Here is a 19,902-nt window from a genome sequence, read left to right on the forward strand (position 1 = left end):
AGGCTCGATATGGAGACGATTTTACAATTTAAAAACCTAGATTATTATTATGAAAGTAACGGGAAAAAAGTAACGATACTAGATAATGTTAATTTTTCTTTTCAAAAAGGGCATTTTTACACGATTTTAGGGCCCTCTGGATCTGGCAAAACCACAACTCTTAGCTTAGGTTGTGGGCTGGACATACCTAAAAACGGTTATGTACTATATAATGGCAAGGATATTCGAAAAATTGGTTTGGATCGATACCGTAATCAAAATGTATCCGTAATTTTCCAATCTTATAATTTGATTACCTATATGACCGCTCTTCAGAATGTACTAACGGCAATGGAAATTACAGGTGTGAAGGTACAAAATAAAAAAGCAAGAGCATTAGAATTATTAGAGAAGGTAGGGCTCACAGAAGTAGAAGCGAAACGAAATGTCTTGCAACTAAGTGGTGGACAACAACAACGTGTAGCAATTGCTCGAGCACTATCTTGCAATGTCGATTTATTGATTGCGGATGAGCCGACAGGAAATCTTGATGGAGAAACAGCAAATGAGATTATTGAGTTGTTCCAGGAGCTCGCTCATCAAGAGGATAAATGTGTAATTGTAGTTACGCATTCACAAGAAGTTGCAAAAAAATCGGATCGAGCAGTTTATTTAAGGAAAAAGAAGTTAGTAGTAAACGAAATTAATAATAGTTAAGAAAAAAGCTAATTTCGTTCTTAATTCACATAATTTTCAAAATTGAAATTTATGGCTGTTAATATTTGTTATATAATATATTTGTCAAAGCATTACCCCTGTAGTTTCTATGATGAATCTGTAAGATAGTTTGTCTCGTATATTCACCTGAAACTAAAAAGAACTTGTAGAGATTCCTACAAGTTCTTTTTGTTTTAACGAATTCCTCGAAAGAATTCTCCTTCTTCAAGCGCGTAGCCAAAAGGCTTTGCTTTTTATTTTGCCTCTGATAAAAACATATTGAAAAAAGACACCTTAATGCGTCTTTTTTTTGATCTTTTTACATATTTTTCTGGAAATAGAGCATGATATTACCAAATTCAATGGAGGTGTGTAAGAAATGCAAATTCGCGAAAATAATAATTCAAACGAGATTTTGGTAGGAGCTGCAGCAAGTGCAATTGAACAAATGAAGTATGAAATTGCTCAGGAGTTTGGTGTTACACTTGGACCGGATTCAACAGCACGAGCGAATGGTTCAGTAGGTGGAGAAATTACCAAACGTTTAGTGCGTATGGCGCAAGAGCAATTATCTGGTCAATATAAAATTCACTAAAGTTAAAGGTATATCCCGTTGAAGGGATATACCTTTTTAATTTTTTGAAAGAGGATAATGAAATTTTGATTGTTAGTTAAGTTTAGAAACTGCAAATTTAGCTGTGAAATTCATCTTCTTCATGTATGAAGAATTTGCACCCGCTTGAAATTGTACAGAAATATTACCATCTTTTTGTGCTTTGAATACGCGACCATATGGTGAATTAGCATTGTAGGTGCCCATTATTTGATTATCTGCATCAAAGACCGTATAAGAAATTGGAAACCCAGAATTTTGTACAAAGACTGTAAGTTCTTCTCCTTTATTGAGATTAAATGTTTCCTTTTGAGACACTTCGTAAGAACTCATAGAGTAATATTTTGTAACTTCTTGAATTTCTAAATTTGTAGTTGCTGCACTCGCTTTTGGTGCCTCTGCTCCTGGTAAGTTCATACCTGATAGTACTGCAATTCCTAGTGCCCCTGCTAAAATAACTTTTTTCATAATGCTAGTTCCTCCTTTAATATATTGTGAGATTTGAAAAGGAAGTGAAAATATCACCTCCTGAAACCATTATAGTTACATTGAGAATGTTTTTCAATGGAGGTTGATATGTAATTCTGCATACAAGAGTAGCGATATAACGTAATCTATCAAGTTTAGAAGTATTCTTAAAAGAAGGAGAGAATTAATTTTAAAAATTATGAATGAGATTGTAGCTGAATTTTACATTGTTTGACCTTATTACATGTGTATTAAGTGAATATTTTGTTGAGCTTATTTTTGTATGAAGGGGGTATTACAGATGATTGATTATTATCAAGTATTTTTAATTATCATGACAGGTGTTGCCTTGTTTTTTTATATACAACATTCAGGAGGGATACGTTATTTATTCTAAAATATAAGAAAAAGGAAGGTATAAACCTTCCTTTCATTATCCATTATGTCCATGTAAATATTTAATGACATTATTAAAATATATACTATAAGATGTGAAGCGAACTCCTTATTTAATTTACTAATGTAATTGGCGCTGTGTACATTGTGTCAACGTGGCCATTAGCATGCGTTACTTCAATTTTCATGCGATATGTTCCTGGTTCAGAAATTGCTCCACCATTGCCAGTCTCAGCATCAAAATCTTCATATACGTTTGTTCCAGCTGGTAATAGTGAACCATAGCGAAAATCAGCGTCATAATAATCCCAACCAGTATCGTATTGTTTTTCTACAGATGCTTGGTAATGTACATCATATGCATTATCATTTGTTGCTCGTAGGATAATATTTTGTCCCATTTTGTATTCTGTATTTGAAAGTTGAATTGTGAAATTGTTCAACGTTTCTTTAGGACCACAAATGTATCGGCAAAATTCGCTCGCTCCATCTGCTTGAGCTTTGGGTGTTTCCACGTTCATTGCTGTTAAACCGCCAAGAGCCAATGTTCCTGCTAATAATACTTTACCAAATGTTTTCATTTGAAATTCCCCCTGAATATGTTTTCAATTTGTTCGGTAGATGTCACTTCAAGTAGTTTTATAACATTAATCAAATCGAACACTCTTTTTTCCTTGAGTACATTTGCTACCAATCTTCCATCTTGTATTAATTCAATCTGTACATAAAATTCCATAGTTTTGATTCCTATGTATGTATCTGAGTATACATAGAATAAATCTGTTAATATATCGATTGCTGATGATACGTTTTGTATGTACTTATAGCATCTCTTTATTAACATTTATTGGGAAAATGATATTTTCATTATACATAATATTGTAATCTACTGACAAGAGATAATAACGCGGGTATTACTATTATCAGGAAAGAAAAGTATTAAATAAGGGCGGTGTTCAAAATGAAGATAAAAACATTTGAAATGCGTGAAAAACGATTTGTAGAACTATTAGGCCACAAGTAATGTGGGAGTTTGTAAGTGCTGTAACAGAAGAGAGTGAAAAGGAGGGATTAGAATCTACACCAGGCTTATTAGAAAATTTATTTATACATGTAAAAGAAACCCTTCAAATTTAAGAGATGAAAAAGAGTATAACAAAAGCCTCTGTAAAAACAGAGGCACGATTTGTTTAATGATGGGGCATTCTCTTTTTTTTCGTCAATAATTAAAATGTTTTATTTCCTTTAGCAAGGTTTATAAAATTTTATTTTAAAACAAGATATGATTATATATCGAAACCATACACAAAATATTCAAAATTATTGAGAATTATATTATAGAAGCCATGTTATAGTGATATTGTGAATAGGAAAATATTCACAATTGATAATTTCTAATCTAATAAATTTATAATATTACTTCTAAAGGAGGTGTTTGATATGAAAAAGGAATTTGAAAAACCTGTAACTATTCGTCAGAGCGTTTGGGGAAAACACTAATTTAGAATTACAAGAGAAATTATGTTACCTATATTCATTTAAAGAAGGATGAATATGATTAATAAAACTCCAGTTTAAAACAATGTAAGGATATGTGTCGGAATTATACACGAAATATTCAAAATTATCAAGAATCAAATTATAGAAGCCATGTTATAGTGATATTGTGAATAGGAAAATATTCACAATTGATAATTTCTAATCTAATAAATTTATAATATTATTTCTAAAGGAGGTGTTTGATATGAAAAAGGAATTTGAAAAACCTGTAACTATTCGTCAGAGCGTTTGGGGAAAACACTAATTTAGAATTACAAAAGAAATTATGTTACCTATATTCAATTAAAGAAGGGTAAATATAATTAATAAAACTTTAGTTTAAAATAATGAATGAATTTGTGTTGGAACTATCTGCGGAATATTCGAAATTATCAACAATTATATTGTAGAAGCCATGTTATAGTGGTATTGCGAATAGGTAAATATTCACAATTGATAATTTCTAATCTAATAAATTTATAATATTATTTCTAAAGGAGATGTTTGATATGAAAAAGGAATTTGAAAAACCTGTAACTATTCGTCAAAGCGTTTGGGGAAAACACTAATTTACATTTACAGGAGTAGAATTTAATCTACTCCTGTTTACATCAAATTTTAGTATATGAAAGGAAGTGTTTTTGTGAGAAATTACTATTCGGCTCCTTCTTTAGTAGATATAAGTATTACTAATAGATGTAATTTAAAATGTGATTATTGCTATGCATCATCTAGTCCATTTGAAACAAAAAATGAGGAGATGGATCTAAATCATTTAAATAATTTATTTCAAGACTTAGATGATATGAACGTTCATAGGATTTCCTTAACTGGTGGCGAGCCTTTTATTAGAGATGATTTTTTTGAGATATTAAGTGCAACTCAAAAATATAAATTTGCTAAAATAATTAATTCTAATGGAATTTTAATAAGTGATAAAGTTGCAAGTAAATTATCAAAATTTGATTTTGATAGAATATGTATTACTTTAGATGGAAGTTGTCCAGAAGTGCACGATATAATCCGTGGTCATGGTAGTTTTAAAAAGACAATTAAAGGTATTAAAAATTTACAAAAATATAATTTACCAGTATCTACTCTTTTTACGTTAAATAAAACCAACGTTAATGACCTTATTAATACAATTAAACTGAATGAATTATTAGGAATAACTTATATGACAGTCATGGTAGTTTGTCCAACAGGTAGAGCTTCTGATGGAAGTATATTAGCGGATAAGAATAATTGGTATCCTATGTTTTTAAATCTATCTGAAATGAAAAGTAGAGGGGATATCAAATTAAATTTCAAAATAATTCCACCTAATGAAAGTCCTGTGTTTTGGTTATATTATTTTCCTTTAGAACATTATAATCGTTTAGATTTGTTATCTGTTTGGGATCAAGATCTGAACTTAACGGATATACATACAAAGGAAAGGGAAATATCATGTCAAGCAGGTGTGAAAGCTTGTTCTATTGCATATAATGGTGATGTATTTGGTTGTGATTTAATGATGGGAATTGATCAATTTAGAGCTGGTAACATAAAAAGTACATCAATTAAGGAAATCTGGAATGAATCTTCTGTTTTCAATAAGTTAAGAAATATATCCTTTGATAATATAAATGGTAAATGTGGTACCTGTAGTCATAAGTGGTGTGGAGGTGGATGTAGATCTTCTGCCTTTAATTTAACAAACTCAATATATGGTTCGGATAATAGTTGCTTTTTTGAGGAGAGTGTAGCAAATGGATGAAATTAAATGTTTTATTATTCAGGGTAAGAAAAATATAATATTCAGACAAGAGGGCGATAAATATGTTTTTTTTGATCCAATTGCCCTAGAATACTACGTAACAAACTATATAGGTGCAGAAATTTTATATTATATTTCTAAAGGAAAAGATTTTAAATTCATTTCTGATAAAATATCAGAGGAATATGGAATAACTGAAGATATGAGTAAAGAGACAATAAAAGAATTTTTATTAGACTTCCCTTTATTGAGTATTATATCTTCTAATTTAATTGAATCTGATATTTATAAAGAGCTATCAGCATGAGGTTTAATTATCTTAACAGCATTAAAGAAATTAATCATATAGCTATACCACTAGTTGTGAATTCAATAGCTGGGTTATTAATTAAATTAGTAGATCAAGCAATGATTGGGAGAATCTCTGTTGAAGCTTATGGAGCTATTGGTGTAGTGAGTTCACTTTTATTCACATTTGCAGGCATATTAGGAGTAATGTCAGTTTCCTTTAATATTTATGGATCAAGAAGCATGGGACAAGAAGATATAAAATCATTTAATAATTATTTTATATCTTCTATTTTTCTTAATATAATTATAGGTATTTCTTTGGCGTTGTTATTACTCATATTTCAAAGGCCCTTATTATCTATAGTTTTTGGTTTTGAAGGAAATATTTTAGAGGACTCTATTCAATATTTAACTATTATGAGTGTATATATATTAATTCAATTATTATTATTTACATTTTCGACTTTCTTTAAAATAATAAAAGAAACTAAATGGATTTTTATTGGTTCAACGGTGGCCTCAATCTTGAATGTAATATTAAATTATCTTCTGATTTTTGGTAACTTTGGTTTTCCGAAATTAGGAATAAGTGGTTCGGCTATAGCAACTATAATTGCTTTAAGTATAAATTTATTTTTTTATATGTATTTGTGTAGAAAACAATTAAAAATTACTTTTCTAAACTTTAAAATATATATTAATAATTTAAAGTTCTTATGTAAAAAGAGCACTTCTCTAGTTGGTCAAGAGATTTTAGAAGGCGGTATTTTCATTATAGGTGTAAATGCTATGATTGCTCGAACAGGAGATATACAATTATCAGGATATTTATTAGTTTCTCAAATTTTAAGTATTATATTAATTCCAATGTATATGTATTCTTCTGCCATTTTAACTTTAGTTAGTGAAAGGTACGGATCTAAACAATTAATGGATTTAAAGGAACTTCCTAGGGTAACCTTAGGACTTATTATGGTATTTTACATGTTTTTAAGTATTATTTTTGTATTTTTAAAATATGAGGTTGTAGCCTTTATTACAAATGATACAAATTTAATTAATTATGCTGCAAGTATACTTACCTTTATTATAATAGCTAATATCTTTAATCCGTTACATAATGTTTATAAATATGCTTTACAAGCTATAGGGCAAAGTAATTATGTTTTAATAAAAACAGCTATAATAAATTTAATTACTTTTGTAATGATGGTTATTACCATTTATGTGTTTAACTTGAATATATTTGGTGTTTTTATTAGCTTATTTTTTAATTATGTAATGTTATCAATTATATTTTCTAGAAAATATAAAGGGATTCTTCATGGTATTGAGAGTAATAAGGAAAAAATTCTTGCTTAAATTTAACAATGTCTTTTTCGTGTAGTAATTCTTAAAGAAACATCCTTATATGATTCTTCATACATTCGTTACTATGGTGAGGAAGCTTCTACTATATCTGGTAAAAGAGCTATTTCTAAAGTGGACAATTTACGTTTCTATGAATCTCCATCTTGGCAGGATAAAGATGTTGCCGGAGTAGTAGATGCAGGATTAGGATTCACGATTGATGCGAAAGTAACTGTCAATGGATTGTCACAATATAAAGTACACAATAGCAAAGGAAAAACATACTATGTAACAGCAAATGAATCTTTTGTGTATGTGAAGTAAAATAAGAGCTGTCCTTAATTGGACGGCTCTTGTTTTATTATGTTAAAAAAGTTCGCCTGGAAACCTCGTAAACTGCCCGTTCAAAACCGTATTACCTTGCTGAATCACGCCTGAATGCCCCATGTGTTTATGGTAACAGGGTGACCAGGGGCGGTGGGATAAAAAGGGTCACTTGGTCTGCTAGGATCTACCGAAAATGAAACTCAAACTACGTATATCGGTTCTACCGGTATAAGCGGGTCAGCTGGGATAAACACCCTTACGCTATACAACTGCCGAGGTGGAATCGTAAATGTAGCCGGTCCAACAAACTGATTGATTCCTTCCGGCTCGCAATAAATACATCCACTTTCGTTGCCGTTACATACTTCAATATCTGAACCGCCTTCGTTAATTAACTCGCCACAAAGGTATCCATACGATGGGTATATGTCACCATCGCAAGTGTCTTGGTAATTCTGAACCGCTATAGTTACGGTTTGCGGTTCGTCTGTTTGATTAAGTGCAGAAACTTGGATGAAGTCCGTGTTCGCATTACGGAATAAAGGCCTGATGTATACGTTTGGTAGCGAGGCTCACAATGACATTCACAGTCGCACTTTTTACACTTTTCCAGCAGCACTTATGTGAACGATCGTAATAATAGTTTGACATATTAAGCATGAACCGCCTTTTTAGTGCATGCTATGCGAAGAGTGGGAGTCAGGATTGGACAGCAACATGGAGTTTGTGTAGATAGTGAGGAGGGAAGCAGTGGATAGAAAAAACCATCTCAAATCGAGACGGCTTTTTTAGTGCTATCTTTTTGATGCTCTATATCCTGCAGCTTGTGCTTCAGCTGCTGAACAGAACATTTCCTCAGCATTCGTTTTATCATAAAACTGTTGACCAGGCATATGATAAATCTTTTCGCCTTTACTATTTTTATTACCTTTAATATTGTAAAAAGAAGCATAAGATGGCCGTTTTGGCCAACTTATGCTTCTTTTAGTTTACGGCCAACTTATGATTCCAGGATAAACTTTTAAATCATTCATAAAATCGCTTGAAATTATAAAGGCTTTAATATAAAGTTTTACCATTTTTACTTGAAACTACTTAGTTTCAGAGATATTTTTATATTATATGACTTAAAATCACTTGAATATTAACTTATTTTGACTTAAAATTCCTTTAAGGAGGTTATTTATGAATCAAGAAGAACGATTGATACGAGTCCTTAATTATTTAGAAACACATAAAACCATGAATATAAAACAAATGTGTGAAATGTTTCATATCTCACGAGATACTGCAAGAAGAGATATAGTAAAACTGTCAAGAAATAAAGCAATAGTTAGAACCTATGGTGGAGTAGCTTTAGCTACTTTTCATAAGAAAATTGATACTTATCAAGAGCGGTCACAGACTGAATTAGCAACGAAAAAATTGATTGGAATGAAAGCTGCAAATATAATTGCAAACAATGACATGATTTATTTAGACGTTTCAACAACAGTCAACTTTGTAGCGCAACATTTGCAATCAAAGAACGTAACTATTGTGACGAATTCGATTGATACTGCTTATATGTTAGCTCAATCTGAAGATACGACTATTCACCTTTTGGGAGGAACTTTAAATAAGGTTTCTCGACATACTACGGGGACTTCTACCACTGAAAAACTCAAAGATTATCACTTTGACAAGGTGTTCATTGGAACCGCAGGTATTACAGAAGACGGGATATACTATGGTTTTGAAGAAGATATTTATTTCAAGCGTGAATTAATAACACATGCTGATCAAGTTATTTTAGTGGCAGATCACACTAAATGGAATCAGCGACGAAATTATAAGGGTTTAACGCTTGAATCTATAGACACACTCATTACAAATCAAGTTATGTCTAATGATTTATATAACACTTTGAAAGAAAACGGTGTTGAAGTAGTAATTGCAAGTGAAGATTAAAAAATAGGGAGGATTTATTTTGATAACATCTCTTGTTTTTGACGTAGACGGCACAATTTTAGACACAGAAAAAGCAATACTAAAATCCTTACAAAAAGTTTTAAAAGAAGAACTAAAGGAAGATTATGCGTTACAAGATTTAAGATTTGCATTAGGGATTCCTGGAAAAGAAACCTTAAAAAAATTAAATGTACAAAATATAGACGTTGTTCATCCGAAATGGGCCAAATCTGTACTAGATTTTTCTCATGAAGTCTCCGTGTTTGAAGAATTAGAAAGCATTATTAAAGAGTTATCCCTTAGTAAATTAAAGCTTGGTATTGTTACATCAAAAACTAAGCAAGAATTAATAGATGAGTTCGAGCCATTTGGTCTAAGCGGTCATTTTGAACATACAATTTGTGCGTGTGATACGGATAAACACAAACCACACCCTGAACCATTATTAGCTTGTTTGAAACAATTAGATGTTCCTAATAATGAGGCAGTATACATTGGAGACTCTATATACGATATGCAATGTGCGAAAAGTACTGGTGTTAAATTCGCACTCGCTTTATGGGGCTCAAAGACAAAAGAAGGTTTTGAAAAAGCTGATTATGTATTAAATACCCCAAAAGATATTTTGGATTTAATTTAATCAAGCTCATTTCTAATAAAGACATTAAATTACTCATTAAAAAGTCGATTTCTTAACGTACAGGAAATCGACTTTTTATTTATAGAATTAGGATTAGCGTAAGAGATTCGGTTATTGTTGGTGCTATTTTTAGTGAAGGTTTTATTGATAATCTAGGTTTTTTTAGCATAAAAACACCTTACCTCTTGTTAACTTTATGCTTCTTATTAAAATTTTCGGCCAATTTATGGGTTAATAATTAACTTACGGCCAATTTATACTTCCAATTCCGTTGAATAATTAGATTATTATCTGCGAAAACAAGTGTTTTCTGGCCAACTTATGCTTCCAACTGTGGCCAATTTATAGGTAAAGTGACAAATATTACAAGTGCCATTCTGTTCTGATGCTTGATTTGTTTTTTGCTGAGGAGTTGCTTCTTTTTGTTTATTTTGATTTTCTTGTTCTTGTTGTTTTTGCTGTTCTTCTTGTTGCTTCACTTTCATTTGTTAGTTTAATAATGATATGTGGTAATTGCATTTATAACACCTAAATTAAATACCTTTATTATCTGTTTTCATGTGATCAAAAAAGAATAGATTGATTTATTGGACCAGTCTGTTCAAAATTAGAAAGAATTTATCCATCAATTGTTTGGACGAGTGGCGTAAGTGCAACTCTGTTAGGGGTATATACTTTACTCTCTTTTATTTTTGCAACAGAACCAGCACCAAAATTATCTTTTACAGTTGAAGTTTTCCAAATAATAAGTTACATTTTTAAAGTTCAAGCAACTTTATGACGGTACAAAAAGGGGAGAAATATTGTTATTATGCAAAAAATGAAATGGAAGAACTATGTATGTTATTTTATTATTCTTATGCTTCTAGTTACGGCAGTAACAGTCAAACCAGCTATCTCTAAGGCTGAGGAATCTGATGTTAATATTACATTGTTAGGTACTGCAGATATTCATGGTAGATTTATGCCTTGGGATTATGCACTTGATGGGGCAAATACGAGTGGAAGTTTAACGCAACTTTATACGGTTATAGAGAAGGTACGTCAAGAAAATCCAAATACCATATTATTAGATGCAGGGGATACAATTCAAGGTAACTCGGTAGAATTATTCAATGATAAGCCACAATCTCCAATGATGGTAGCGATGAACGCAATGGGATATGATGCGTGGGCATTTGGAAATCATGAATTCAACTTTGGATTAGATACATTGAAAAAAGTTAGTGAGCAATATAAGGGAAAGACGTTAGCAGGAAATATTTACAAGGAAAATGGAGAGCGTTTTCTTCCTGCATATACGATTGTTGAAAAAGGTGGAATTAAAGTCGGGATTATTGGTATGAATACACCAATGATTAGTGACTTTGAAAAAGGGACAAATCATTTGGATGGTTTAGTGGTGAAAAATCCAGTAGAAGAGACAAAAAAGGCAATTAAAGAATTAGAAGGTAAAGTAGATGTAATGGTAGGGGTTATGCATATGGGCCTAGAAAATGAGAATGGAATCCCTGGTACTGGAGTTCAAGATATTGCGAATGCTTGTCCGGAACTAAGCGCCATTTTTGCAGCTCATATGCATAAACTTGTAAAAAAAGAAGTTGTAAATGGTGTTATTATTACAGAACCAGATAAATATGGAACGCATATCTCACGTATTGACCTTACTTTTACAAAGCAAGATGGAAAGCCGGTTTTAAAAAATAAAACAGCTACCGCTATACCTGTAAAAAATGCTGATGGAACAACGGTATTATCTGATCCTACACTAGAAGAAACATTAACTCCTTTTCACGAGTATGCGAGAGGAGATGCAAATGTTGTAGTCGCTCAATTAAAGGGTAGAAATCTTGTTCCTGAAAATGAAATAAAAGGTATTCCAAGTGTGCAAATACAAGAGACACCTTTATCAGATTTTTTTCATGAAGTCATGCTCTATTACAGCAAAGCAGATGTAGTAGCCCATCAAATTGATAACGATTATGCCCGTTTGGATGTAGGTCCTATTAAGAAGAAAGATATTGCGTATAATTATCAATATGCATTGGGAGAAATTACAGTATATAAGATAACTGGAAAAGATTTAAAAGACTACATGGAATGGGCGGCAGGGTATTTTAACTCATCTCGTGCCGGAGATGTAACAGTTAGCTTTGATAAAACCCGCCGTGCGTCTAAATACAGTACGAACGATTTCTTTGGGGGCGTAAAATATGAAATTGATTTAACAAAACCATATGGAAGTAGAATTACAAATTTAAGATCTATTCGTACAAATAAACCAATCGAAATGAACGATGTTATGACGCTGGGAATGAATGCATATAGAATGGAGGCTCTTCAGGCAAAAGGAGGAGCTTTGGAGGGACGTAAGTTTGAACAAATTTGGTCATCTAAACAAGAGAATGCATTCGGAGAAACAGGTGGAACCATCCGTAACCTTGCTATTACATATTTAAAAGAAGTAAAGAATGGTGTATACACGCCAAAAGTTATGCATAATTGGAAAATTACTGGTGTAGAAACACATTCTTCAGAGCATAAGGCTGTAGTGGATCTTGTAAATAAAGGGATTTTAGAAATTCCAAAAACAGAAGATGGAAAATATACAAATATAGCGTCTATAAATACTAAAGATTCAATTACAAAAGAAGAGATTGTAGCACTCTCGCAAAAAGCTAATATTAATCCGGATCAGTTTAATCGTGTGAAAACAAAAGGTGAATTTTACAAAAAACTTAATAGGGTTATTAAAAAAATATAAGAAAAATAGTTCTGTGCAAAAAATCTATTAAACTTGAACATACGGATACTACTACTCAATAAAGGTGTGTGATCGGCATGGAAACAAAAGATTTGTTCAAGTGGAAGCATTATGAGCCGGACATTATTTTGTTAATAGTGAGATGGTACAGTAAAAGTCATATGAAACGTATGGAAATATAGAGAATCATCGATAAAAAGTTAGAAAAATTTTTGGTAAAATAGGTTTCGTTTTTTTAGAATACACTGCTGCATATGAAACTGCCTTTAAGGGCGGTTTCTGTGTATTTTCCGTAAAATTTGAGTTTGCGATGTGTTTTTGAATTTTATAGACTGTGGCTTAATAGCTGCGGTCTTTTTTAAGGTATTTGAGGGGATCTACTTTAACTGTAGTGTAAAAAGATAAAATAGTTCTTTACTGAATAAAGTACACAATAGTAAAGATAGGAAATACTATATTACTGCTTATCAAACTTATGTAAATGGAAAAGTTGTAGTTTCAATTGAAACTACAACTTTTAATTTGTCCTTGACTTTAAAGGGTAGGGGAATTGAGATAAGAAAAAGATGTTTTAGTAGATTTGTTCTAGTTTATAATTGCTTTGAATGAAGGAGTAATTTGCTAAATACACTATGTTGTTCATTTCCTTCTTGATTCAAACTTGCTTGATAAGATGAAAATCCTTTATACATTTTTCTTTTCCATTGCCAAAAACCATTATTTTAATCGAACTCACAATGGTAATAATTGTAATCAATTTTGTTTCCGGTGTTTTTATTAAAATTATTGCTAATAAAAATACGGCTATTACTTGCATAGATGTGGTTATTGGTAATTACATTGTTGCGGATATCGTGATTTAATTCAATTTGTCCATTCTCTTGATCTTTTGTATCATTTTTATAAATAATATTATTAGTTATCGTGTTATTTTTGGCATATCCTTGCTGACTGTCATATCCACCAATTGCAATGCCGCTCATTATATTGTTGGATATTGTATTATCTCTAACAGTAATTTGACTTGCTCCTTTTCCTGCATGTTCGCTAGCTACTTCAATACCGAGGTCGTTTTCGTATCTTTGATTTTGCTCAATGATAATGTCTTTCCCACCATCCACGTAAATACCATCAGCTGAATATTCATTATAACTAGGATTATTGATGGATGAATTGTGATGGCCAATATTGTTACGAACAATTCCAATGTTGTTATCATGTACTTTGTTATTGGTAACTTCAAAAAAATCTACATTACCATTCACAGCAATTGCTTCACTTAGTCCTAATTTCAAATTTGCTACTTCGTTATTATCTAAGACAATATGATTTAAATTATTTTGTGCATGAGAAGAAGTATCATAGACAGCTATACCGTGTGCATTTCCATTCTTTACATTCGTTTCTGTTCAGACTGAAGATAATAAATTTGATGGTGTTTTAGGCTGTGTAACAATTAATGAGAAAGATGCTCCAGTAAATTACTTTCCTACAAAAAGTATGGAACTACAATTTTGTGTCGAGGACATGGTGGGGTAATTTTGCATCAACACATCATAGATCAACTGATTGATAGAGGTATTTATAAATCCAAGGACGGGCTTCGAGATTTGTTCGAATGCTCGTTTGAGGGAGAAGAGTGAGCTTTAAAAAGGAAATGGCAATTATTTTAGTCAGCTGGCTTTTAATTAGTGTGACTATATTCTTACTAAAATACAAACTTGGAGTGAACTTATAATGATTTAATTACACACAATTACATCAGAAGAGAAGAAACAAACTTTTTATATTACGGAACTTTTTGAAATGCAAAAAGAACTGGATAAACGAATTGGATATAAAGGGAATGACAAAATGGATATGCTGTTTCGTGCATTACTGGTGGAGATCAGTGAAGCATGGAATGAAACTCGGGCGTTTAAGATGTGGAGCACAGGATTTGGAATTCCTAAGAATGGACTATTAGAAGAGTTAATCGATGGTCTTCATTTTCTTATGAACATTGTAATTGAATTAGATAAATGTACATGGAGACATGAATTTATTCCATCATTCAGTATGCAATCAATTATGAGAAAAGATACGAGCAATGTAAATATGCTGTTCGAATGGTATATGCAAGATGTGTTGACTGCAAAAAGAGCATGGTGTCAGTACAGAGATTTAACTACAACGATGGGACATTTGAGAAGAACGTTTGGTATTTTCTTTCGTATTTGCTACTTGTATGGATTTACTTATGAGGACGTTATTGATTCGTATAAGGAGAAGAATGCAGAGAACTTTGAGAGACAGGATAGCGGATATTAATTAAATTTGAATTTTATTAAAAAATTGGACTAAAAGCATCGATAATGAGATGGGAAAAAGAGCATCATCACTGAAATAAAAAAGCCCTGCACACAGGGCGTATAAAAGATACTTTAGCAATAACGACGATTAGGGGGACGTATTAGCTAAGGTATCTGTATAGGTGATGCATACTAAGTATGCAATCAGGAGCATTGTTGAATGTATTGGGTTATTCAACACGTTCAGAATAACGCGGAATTTCTGATAATTCACCAGGTAAATTTATCCTAAAAATATTCGGTAGGATTTTCAGGTCTAAAATATGTTCATAAATTATAACAAAAGCGCTAATTGTGCGACACGTTTCCTCATAAGTGTGCAAACACGAAATAGGAGGGTTATCAATTTGATAACAACAACTGATTGACTGAAAGTAGGAATGAAAGCCGTCAGGTTGAGCTGAAACTACTTATCTGATACTCCTACATGCAAGGCGTGATAGTAGTCACAAGTTGTATGAAGCTAGGTGAAGTCGGCTGAACAAAACCTAAGTGAAAAATCATATGGTGATGGATAGGTCGGGATGCTACAAAATATCTATGGTGAGAATGTCCAGATGGACTGGCGAACTTGCGAATGTACGGGTCTAAACGCTTAATACATTAGAAATGTGTATGTCGTCAATGACGACGTTATCTACCGAAAAGTAAGAGTAAATGATATGAAATTCGGAACATCTAACGATGAAGGTGTAAAGATAACAGGCTTAAAGCAAGCACCTAAGGATATATGTATAGCTAAGTCAATTGGAACGTGGTAAGCAAGAAACTGTCATCAAAGCCTACTAGCAGACAGGTGCATATAAGGTTCTAACGAACCGAAATTGCTTCATTCTTGTGAAGGTGGGGGCATAGTACCGAAGAAGCATGTAACGAATGTGGAGGGATAGTCCCTAGTCTTGTTCTTTGAAAACTAAATCAATTAGATGTAACTCACAGGATCGAGTAAGATGATGTGACCTTTCGTAAGAAAGGGGAATTAATACGTTGGTGAGTACAAAATTGTTTGTAATCTAGTTGCTTTAGTATAGAAGAATAAGATGGGACGCTGTATGCGATGAAAGTCGCACGTACAGTGTTAAGCGGGGGAAAAGATGGAGATAACTTCAAAGTCTTACCTATCGCAACAGTGGCAAATGAAAAGAGCACACTAATAAGTATGCTCTTTGAAAGGTAGATTGCTATGAGTGGAGAGTCTCCATACAATAACGTATGCTTGTCAGGTTTAAATGTGACAAGTTTTTATTCCATGAGAAAAGAGCACTTCGTAAAAGTGCTCTTCTGACCAAGATCCATTTTGTAAAAGAGAGGAATATGTAATATCATATGAATTTATTTTTAAATGTGTGTAAAAGCGTATAAAAACTTCATTTTAGTAGAAAAAGACAGGTTTTCTTATTAGGAAAACCTGTCCAAAAATAAAAAATAGATTAAGTTACAATAAACTCGACTGTAACTGGAGTCGCTGGATCAAGTGCATCTCCGCCAGGGATGGTAATTGAAGAAGGACCAACAGTAATAGTTGAGGTATTGCCTACTTGAAGTATGCCATTGATGTAGAGGTTATAATATGTGAACGAATTTGGGAATGTTGAGGTTCCACCTGTATCATTAGTGAAAGCTGTAGCAACAATCGCAAACGTAGCACCTGTACCTGTACCCGCAGCTATTGTAGAAATAAATCTTCTGGAAGCTATAAATGGTGGTATTATTGCCATTTGTAATTCACCCCTTTCTTATTTTTACTAGAACTAGTTTGTTATAAAATTTGTCCTACATTGTATTCTATGAAGTTCTTTAATATTAGAAACGACTTAAGTACTAGTACTTAAGTCCAATTATTGATTTCAGTATGTATAGATATACTGATGTCGAACAAAAATCTTATTTTAGTAGTAAAGGGAATAATGTAAAAGAACACCGTATACAAGTGCTCTTTGGACCAAAACTATAAAGTGATTAGGTGTATGATATTATATGCGGATTTTTTTAAAATGTAAGTTGTCTAATGAAAAGAAAAAGTAATAAAGCTTGAGGAAGGAATCCGGGTTTAACAATTCCTTTAATTTTACATTTAATAAATATGAAAGGAAGGAGGTTTTTATATGAATCGATTTAGAAGGTTATCTGATACTCAAAGGTTTATAAATCCTGCAACTATAGGGCCGACTCTCCCACCACTCCCATCCATTACTTTTCCAACGGGAACCACAGGCCCAACGGGAACCACAGGTCCAACCGGAGTAACGGGTCCAACTGGAGTAACGGGTCCAACCGGAGTAACGGGTCCAATCGGAGTAACAGGCCCAACTGGAGTAACGGGTCTAACTGGGGCAACGGGTCCAACCGGAGTAACGGGTCCAACCGGAGTAACAGGCCCAACTGGAGTAACGGGTCTAACTGGAGTAACGGGTCTAACTGGGGCAACGGGTCCAACCGGAGTAACGGGTCCAACCGGAGTAACAGGCCCAACTGGAGTAACGGGTCTAACTGGGGCAACGGGTCTAACCGGAGTAACAGGTCCAACTGGAGTAACGGGTCCAACCGGAGTAACGGGTCCAACCGGAGTAACAGGCCCAACTGGAATAACGGGTCTAACTGGGGCAACGGGTCCAACCGGAGTAACAGGTCCAACTGGAGTAACGGGTCCAACCGGAGTAACAGGTCCAACTGGAGTAACGGGTCTAACTGGGGCAACGGGTCCAACCGGAGTAACAGGTCCAACTGGAGCGATACAAACGACAAATGTATTGTATTTTACTTTTTCAGATGGACAAAAACTCATATATACAAATGCTGATGGCTTACCTCAATATGGAACAACGCAGATATTGTCACCAAGTGATGTTTCCTATATTAATTTATTTATAAATGGAATTCTTCAGCCACTAACTTCATACCAGGTTGTAACGGGACAGTTAACTTTGTTAGCCCCCGAAGCTCCAGTACAAGGAGCTTCAATTATTCTGCAATTCATTACTATTAGTTAAAAAAAGGACAGATTTCCTTAATAAAGAAATCTGTCCAAAAGTAAAAAATGTGGATTAAGTTACGATAAATTCAACGGTAATTGGAATTCCTGGATCCAATGTGTCTCCTCCTGGAATTGTGATTGCACCAGCTGCACCAGTAGTAACAGTAGAACTTCCCCCTGGTTGAAGCACACCATTCACATAAAGGTTATAATACGTAAAAACTGGAAATGCTGTAGCAGCTGCACCAGCATCATTTAGACAAGCCGTAGCAGCAATTGCAAACGCAGCACCTGTCCCTGTTCCTGCACCTAGTGTGGATGTAAATCTTCTAGAAGCTATAAATGGAGGTACGATAGCCATTTGTTATTCACCTTCTTTTAAATTTTACTTGGACCAGTTTGTAAGAAAACTTGTCCTGTATTGTATTCTATGAAGTTCTTTAATATTAGAAGCGGCTTATGAACTGATGCATAAGTGTAAATATCAATTTAGACATATTGTTGTTAAATAAGAATGACTATGTACAAAAATTTCATTTTAATACAAAGGGGAATGGATTGATATGTACGATAAAGAGAAAATTTATGATGAGGAGTCAGTTACACCATTATATTGCACATCAATTATTATTCCTGGTGATCGTAACGATGAGGAAGGTATCCAACAATTGCAGGATGTTGACGAGGTAATGAAATATGGAAAGAATGGTCCTCCATACTTTATGGCAGCAACAATACGAAAAGAATAAAAGAGCAGCTAGCAAAAGCTAACTGCTCACCCAAGAAAAACAGAGGAAAGATAACCATGTGTCTATAGTATTTACGGAATATTGAGTTTCATTCAAGGGGGTAGAGGGAAATGAAAGCATCAACAAGTTGGTTCTGGTGCAAAAACTTAAGGACAATTGCAATGAATCTATAAATCTTGGACATACTGTTACTATTACTTTAAAAAGGGTGCGTAATTGTTATGGAAAAGGAAAATGTATTCAAATGGAAGCATTATCAGCCTGATATTATTTTGTTAACGATAAGATGGTACCTACGGTACAACCTCAGTTTTCGTAATTTGGTGGAAATGCTAGAAGAACGGGGTTTATCCATTTCTCATACAACGATTATGCGTTGGGTTCATCAGTATGGTCCTGAATTGGACAAACGAATCCGCCGTCACCTCAAACAAACAAATGACTCTTGGAGAGTCGATGAAACATATATCAAAGTAAAAGGTCAATGGATGTATCTGTATCGTGCTGTTGATTCGAAAGGAAACACAATTGATTTTTTCCTAAATAAAACAAGAGACCAGAAGGCTGCAAAGCGCTTTTTCAAGAAAGCTTTGCGGTCTTTTCATGTTTCAAAGCCACGTGTGATAACAGTCGATAAGAATCCAGCTTATCCGATAGCAATTGAACAGTTGAAAAAAGAAAAAAGCATACCTGATGGTATGCAACTTAGACAACAAAAGTACTAGAATAACATAGTAGAACAAGATCATCGCTTTATAAAGAAGCGAATCCGTTCTATGCTAGGGTTCAAATATTTTGACACAGCTAAATCCATTCTTTCTGGAGTAGAAGCCATGCATATGATTAAAAAAGAACAGCTTGATTTACGGGACCAGTCTGTCCAAAATCAGAAAGAATTCATCCATCAATTGTTTGAACTTGCAGCATAAGATACGATTCCGTTAGGAATATATGCGCGTTATTCTCTTTTATTTTATTTTTGCACCAGAACCAATTATAGTATATCAATGACTTTGATAATGTGCCATCAGGTTA

General features: G+C 33.2%; 19 protein-coding genes and 5 pseudogenes. 17 read left to right on the forward strand and 7 right to left on the reverse strand.

All coding sequences use genetic code 11. The features are described 5' to 3' along the window. The first annotated feature begins 9 nt into the window (after positions 1-9). Entirely contained in the window at positions 10-696 is a 687-nt protein-coding gene (locus tag ACP6L7_RS32935) for an ABC transporter ATP-binding protein (RefSeq protein WP_002150937.1), read from the forward strand. 379 nt (positions 697-1,075) lie between these two features. After that, positions 1,076-1,291 (forward strand): alpha/beta-type small acid-soluble spore protein, encoded by a 216-nt coding sequence (locus ACP6L7_RS32940; protein ID WP_001167057.1) that lies wholly within the window; start codon positions 1,076-1,078, stop codon positions 1,289-1,291. A 72-nt stretch (positions 1,292-1,363) separates the two neighbouring features. Here ACP6L7_RS32940 and ACP6L7_RS32945 read toward each other — a convergent pair whose 3' ends face one another. Together ACP6L7_RS32945 and ACP6L7_RS32950 are read right to left on the reverse strand one after the other, a co-directional pair. Further along, positions 1,364-1,777 (reverse strand): hypothetical protein, encoded by a 414-nt coding sequence (locus ACP6L7_RS32945; RefSeq protein WP_097833392.1) that lies wholly within the window; start codon positions 1,775-1,777, stop codon positions 1,364-1,366. A 509-nt stretch (positions 1,778-2,286) separates the two neighbouring features. Next, positions 2,287-2,754, reverse strand: coding sequence for a hypothetical protein (locus tag ACP6L7_RS32950; protein WP_071772092.1), 468 nt, complete (start codon positions 2,752-2,754; stop codon positions 2,287-2,289). Between the two features lie 859 nt (positions 2,755-3,613). Between ACP6L7_RS32950 and wgkA (ACP6L7_RS32955) the strand changes: the two genes are divergently transcribed. The 7 genes and pseudogenes from wgkA (ACP6L7_RS32955) to ACP6L7_RS32985 all read left to right on the forward strand — a co-directional run. Continuing rightward, positions 3,614-3,673, forward strand: a complete 60-nt coding sequence (gene wgkA, locus ACP6L7_RS32955; protein WP_423176837.1) for a tryglysin family RiPP peptide — start codon at positions 3,614-3,616, stop codon at positions 3,671-3,673. Between the two features lie 244 nt (positions 3,674-3,917). Then, positions 3,918-3,977 (forward strand): tryglysin family RiPP peptide, encoded by a 60-nt coding sequence (gene wgkA / locus ACP6L7_RS32960; protein WP_423176837.1) that lies wholly within the window; start codon positions 3,918-3,920, stop codon positions 3,975-3,977. Positions 3,978-4,221: 244 nt separating this feature from the next. Further along, positions 4,222-4,281 (forward strand): tryglysin family RiPP peptide, encoded by a 60-nt coding sequence (gene wgkA, locus ACP6L7_RS32965; protein ID WP_423176837.1) that lies wholly within the window; start codon positions 4,222-4,224, stop codon positions 4,279-4,281. Between the two features lie 74 nt (positions 4,282-4,355). After that, a complete protein-coding gene (wgkB, locus tag ACP6L7_RS32970; RefSeq protein ID WP_001247066.1) occupies positions 4,356-5,471 on the forward strand; it encodes a radical SAM/SPASM peptide maturase WgkB in 1,116 nt (371 codons plus the stop codon). Further along, entirely contained in the window at positions 5,464-5,778 is a 315-nt protein-coding gene (gene wgkC, locus ACP6L7_RS32975; protein ID WP_071772095.1) for a PqqD family peptide maturation chaperone WgkC, read from the forward strand. The genes wgkB and wgkC overlap by 8 nt, the downstream gene beginning before the upstream one ends. Further along, complete coding sequence (wgkD, locus tag ACP6L7_RS32980; protein ID WP_097833390.1) at positions 5,775-7,124, forward strand: tryglysin-associated MATE efflux transporter WgkD; 1,350 nt, start codon at positions 5,775-5,777, stop codon at positions 7,122-7,124. Before wgkC ends, wgkD begins: the two co-directional genes overlap by 4 nt. A 48-nt stretch (positions 7,125-7,172) precedes the next feature. Next, positions 7,173-7,436, forward strand: a pseudogene (locus ACP6L7_RS32985) (N-acetylmuramoyl-L-alanine amidase); the annotation flags it as partial. A 797-nt stretch (positions 7,437-8,233) separates the two neighbouring features. On the opposite strand, the pseudogene ACP6L7_RS32990 reads toward ACP6L7_RS32985, so the two are convergent. Further along, positions 8,234-8,377: pseudogene (locus tag ACP6L7_RS32990) on the reverse strand (sunset domain-containing protein); the annotation flags it as partial. 247 nt (positions 8,378-8,624) lie between these two features. Between ACP6L7_RS32990 and ACP6L7_RS32995 the strand changes: the two are divergent. Next, positions 8,625-9,389, forward strand: a complete 765-nt coding sequence (locus ACP6L7_RS32995) for a DeoR/GlpR family DNA-binding transcription regulator (protein ID WP_071772097.1) — start codon at positions 8,625-8,627, stop codon at positions 9,387-9,389. A gap of 19 nt (positions 9,390-9,408) precedes the next feature. Next, positions 9,409-10,029 (forward strand): HAD family hydrolase, encoded by a 621-nt coding sequence (locus ACP6L7_RS33000; RefSeq protein ID WP_071772098.1) that lies wholly within the window; start codon positions 9,409-9,411, stop codon positions 10,027-10,029. Positions 10,030-10,316: 287 nt separating this feature from the next. On the opposite strand, the gene ACP6L7_RS33005 is transcribed toward ACP6L7_RS33000, so the two are convergent. Continuing rightward, the gene (locus ACP6L7_RS33005; RefSeq protein WP_141536805.1) at positions 10,317-10,514 is read right to left on the reverse strand and encodes a hypothetical protein; all 198 of its coding nucleotides are present in this window, start codon (positions 10,512-10,514) and stop codon (positions 10,317-10,319) included. A 326-nt stretch (positions 10,515-10,840) separates the two neighbouring features. On the opposite strand from ACP6L7_RS33005, the gene ACP6L7_RS33010 reads away from it, so the two are divergent. Together ACP6L7_RS33010 and ACP6L7_RS33015 are read left to right on the forward strand one after the other, a co-directional pair. Further along, positions 10,841-12,793: a bifunctional metallophosphatase/5'-nucleotidase gene (locus ACP6L7_RS33010; protein ID WP_430529714.1), complete on the forward strand. Its 1,953-nt coding sequence runs from the start codon at positions 10,841-10,843 to the stop codon at positions 12,791-12,793. 68 nt (positions 12,794-12,861) lie between these two features. Continuing rightward, positions 12,862-12,957, forward strand: a pseudogene (locus ACP6L7_RS33015) (IS6 family transposase); the annotation flags it as partial. A gap of 421 nt (positions 12,958-13,378) precedes the next feature. Here ACP6L7_RS33015 and ACP6L7_RS33020 read toward each other — a convergent pair. Then, positions 13,379-14,199: pseudogene (locus ACP6L7_RS33020) on the reverse strand (right-handed parallel beta-helix repeat-containing protein); the annotation flags it as partial. A gap of 349 nt (positions 14,200-14,548) precedes the next feature. On the opposite strand from ACP6L7_RS33020, the gene ACP6L7_RS33025 reads away from it, so the two are divergent. After that, complete coding sequence (locus ACP6L7_RS33025; RefSeq protein ID WP_179864564.1) at positions 14,549-15,103, forward strand: dUTP diphosphatase; 555 nt, start codon at positions 14,549-14,551, stop codon at positions 15,101-15,103. A gap of 1,471 nt (positions 15,104-16,574) precedes the next feature. Here the strand turns inward: ACP6L7_RS33025 and ACP6L7_RS33030 are convergent. Then, positions 16,575-16,862 carry a DUF4183 domain-containing protein gene (locus ACP6L7_RS33030; RefSeq protein WP_016079318.1) on the reverse strand — a complete coding sequence of 96 codons (288 nt, stop codon included), beginning with the start codon at positions 16,860-16,862 and terminating at the stop codon, positions 16,575-16,577. 387 nt (positions 16,863-17,249) lie between these two features. On the opposite strand from ACP6L7_RS33030, the gene ACP6L7_RS33035 reads away from it, so the two are divergent. Then, a complete protein-coding gene (locus tag ACP6L7_RS33035) occupies positions 17,250-18,134 on the forward strand; it encodes a DUF4183 domain-containing protein (RefSeq protein WP_430529715.1) in 885 nt (294 codons plus the stop codon). Between the two features lie 54 nt (positions 18,135-18,188). Here the strand turns inward: ACP6L7_RS33035 and ACP6L7_RS33040 are convergent, their stop codons facing one another. Next, on the reverse strand, positions 18,189-18,479 hold the full coding sequence (locus tag ACP6L7_RS33040; protein WP_097833366.1) for a DUF4183 domain-containing protein: 291 nt from the start codon (positions 18,477-18,479) through the stop codon (positions 18,189-18,191). Positions 18,480-18,681: 202 nt separating this feature from the next. Between ACP6L7_RS33040 and ACP6L7_RS33045 the strand changes: the two genes are divergently transcribed. Beyond that, the gene (locus ACP6L7_RS33045) at positions 18,682-18,867 is read left to right on the forward strand and encodes a hypothetical protein (protein WP_097833365.1); all 186 of its coding nucleotides are present in this window, start codon (positions 18,682-18,684) and stop codon (positions 18,865-18,867) included. Positions 18,868-19,088: 221 nt separating this feature from the next. Continuing rightward, a pseudogene (locus ACP6L7_RS33050) lies at positions 19,089-19,796 on the forward strand (IS6 family transposase). Positions 19,797-19,902 lie beyond the last annotated feature (106 nt).

It is taken from the genome of Bacillus silvicola (genome assembly GCF_050524305.1).
GTDB lineage: Bacteria > Bacillota > Bacilli > Bacillales > Bacillaceae_G > Bacillus_A > Bacillus_A cereus_AT.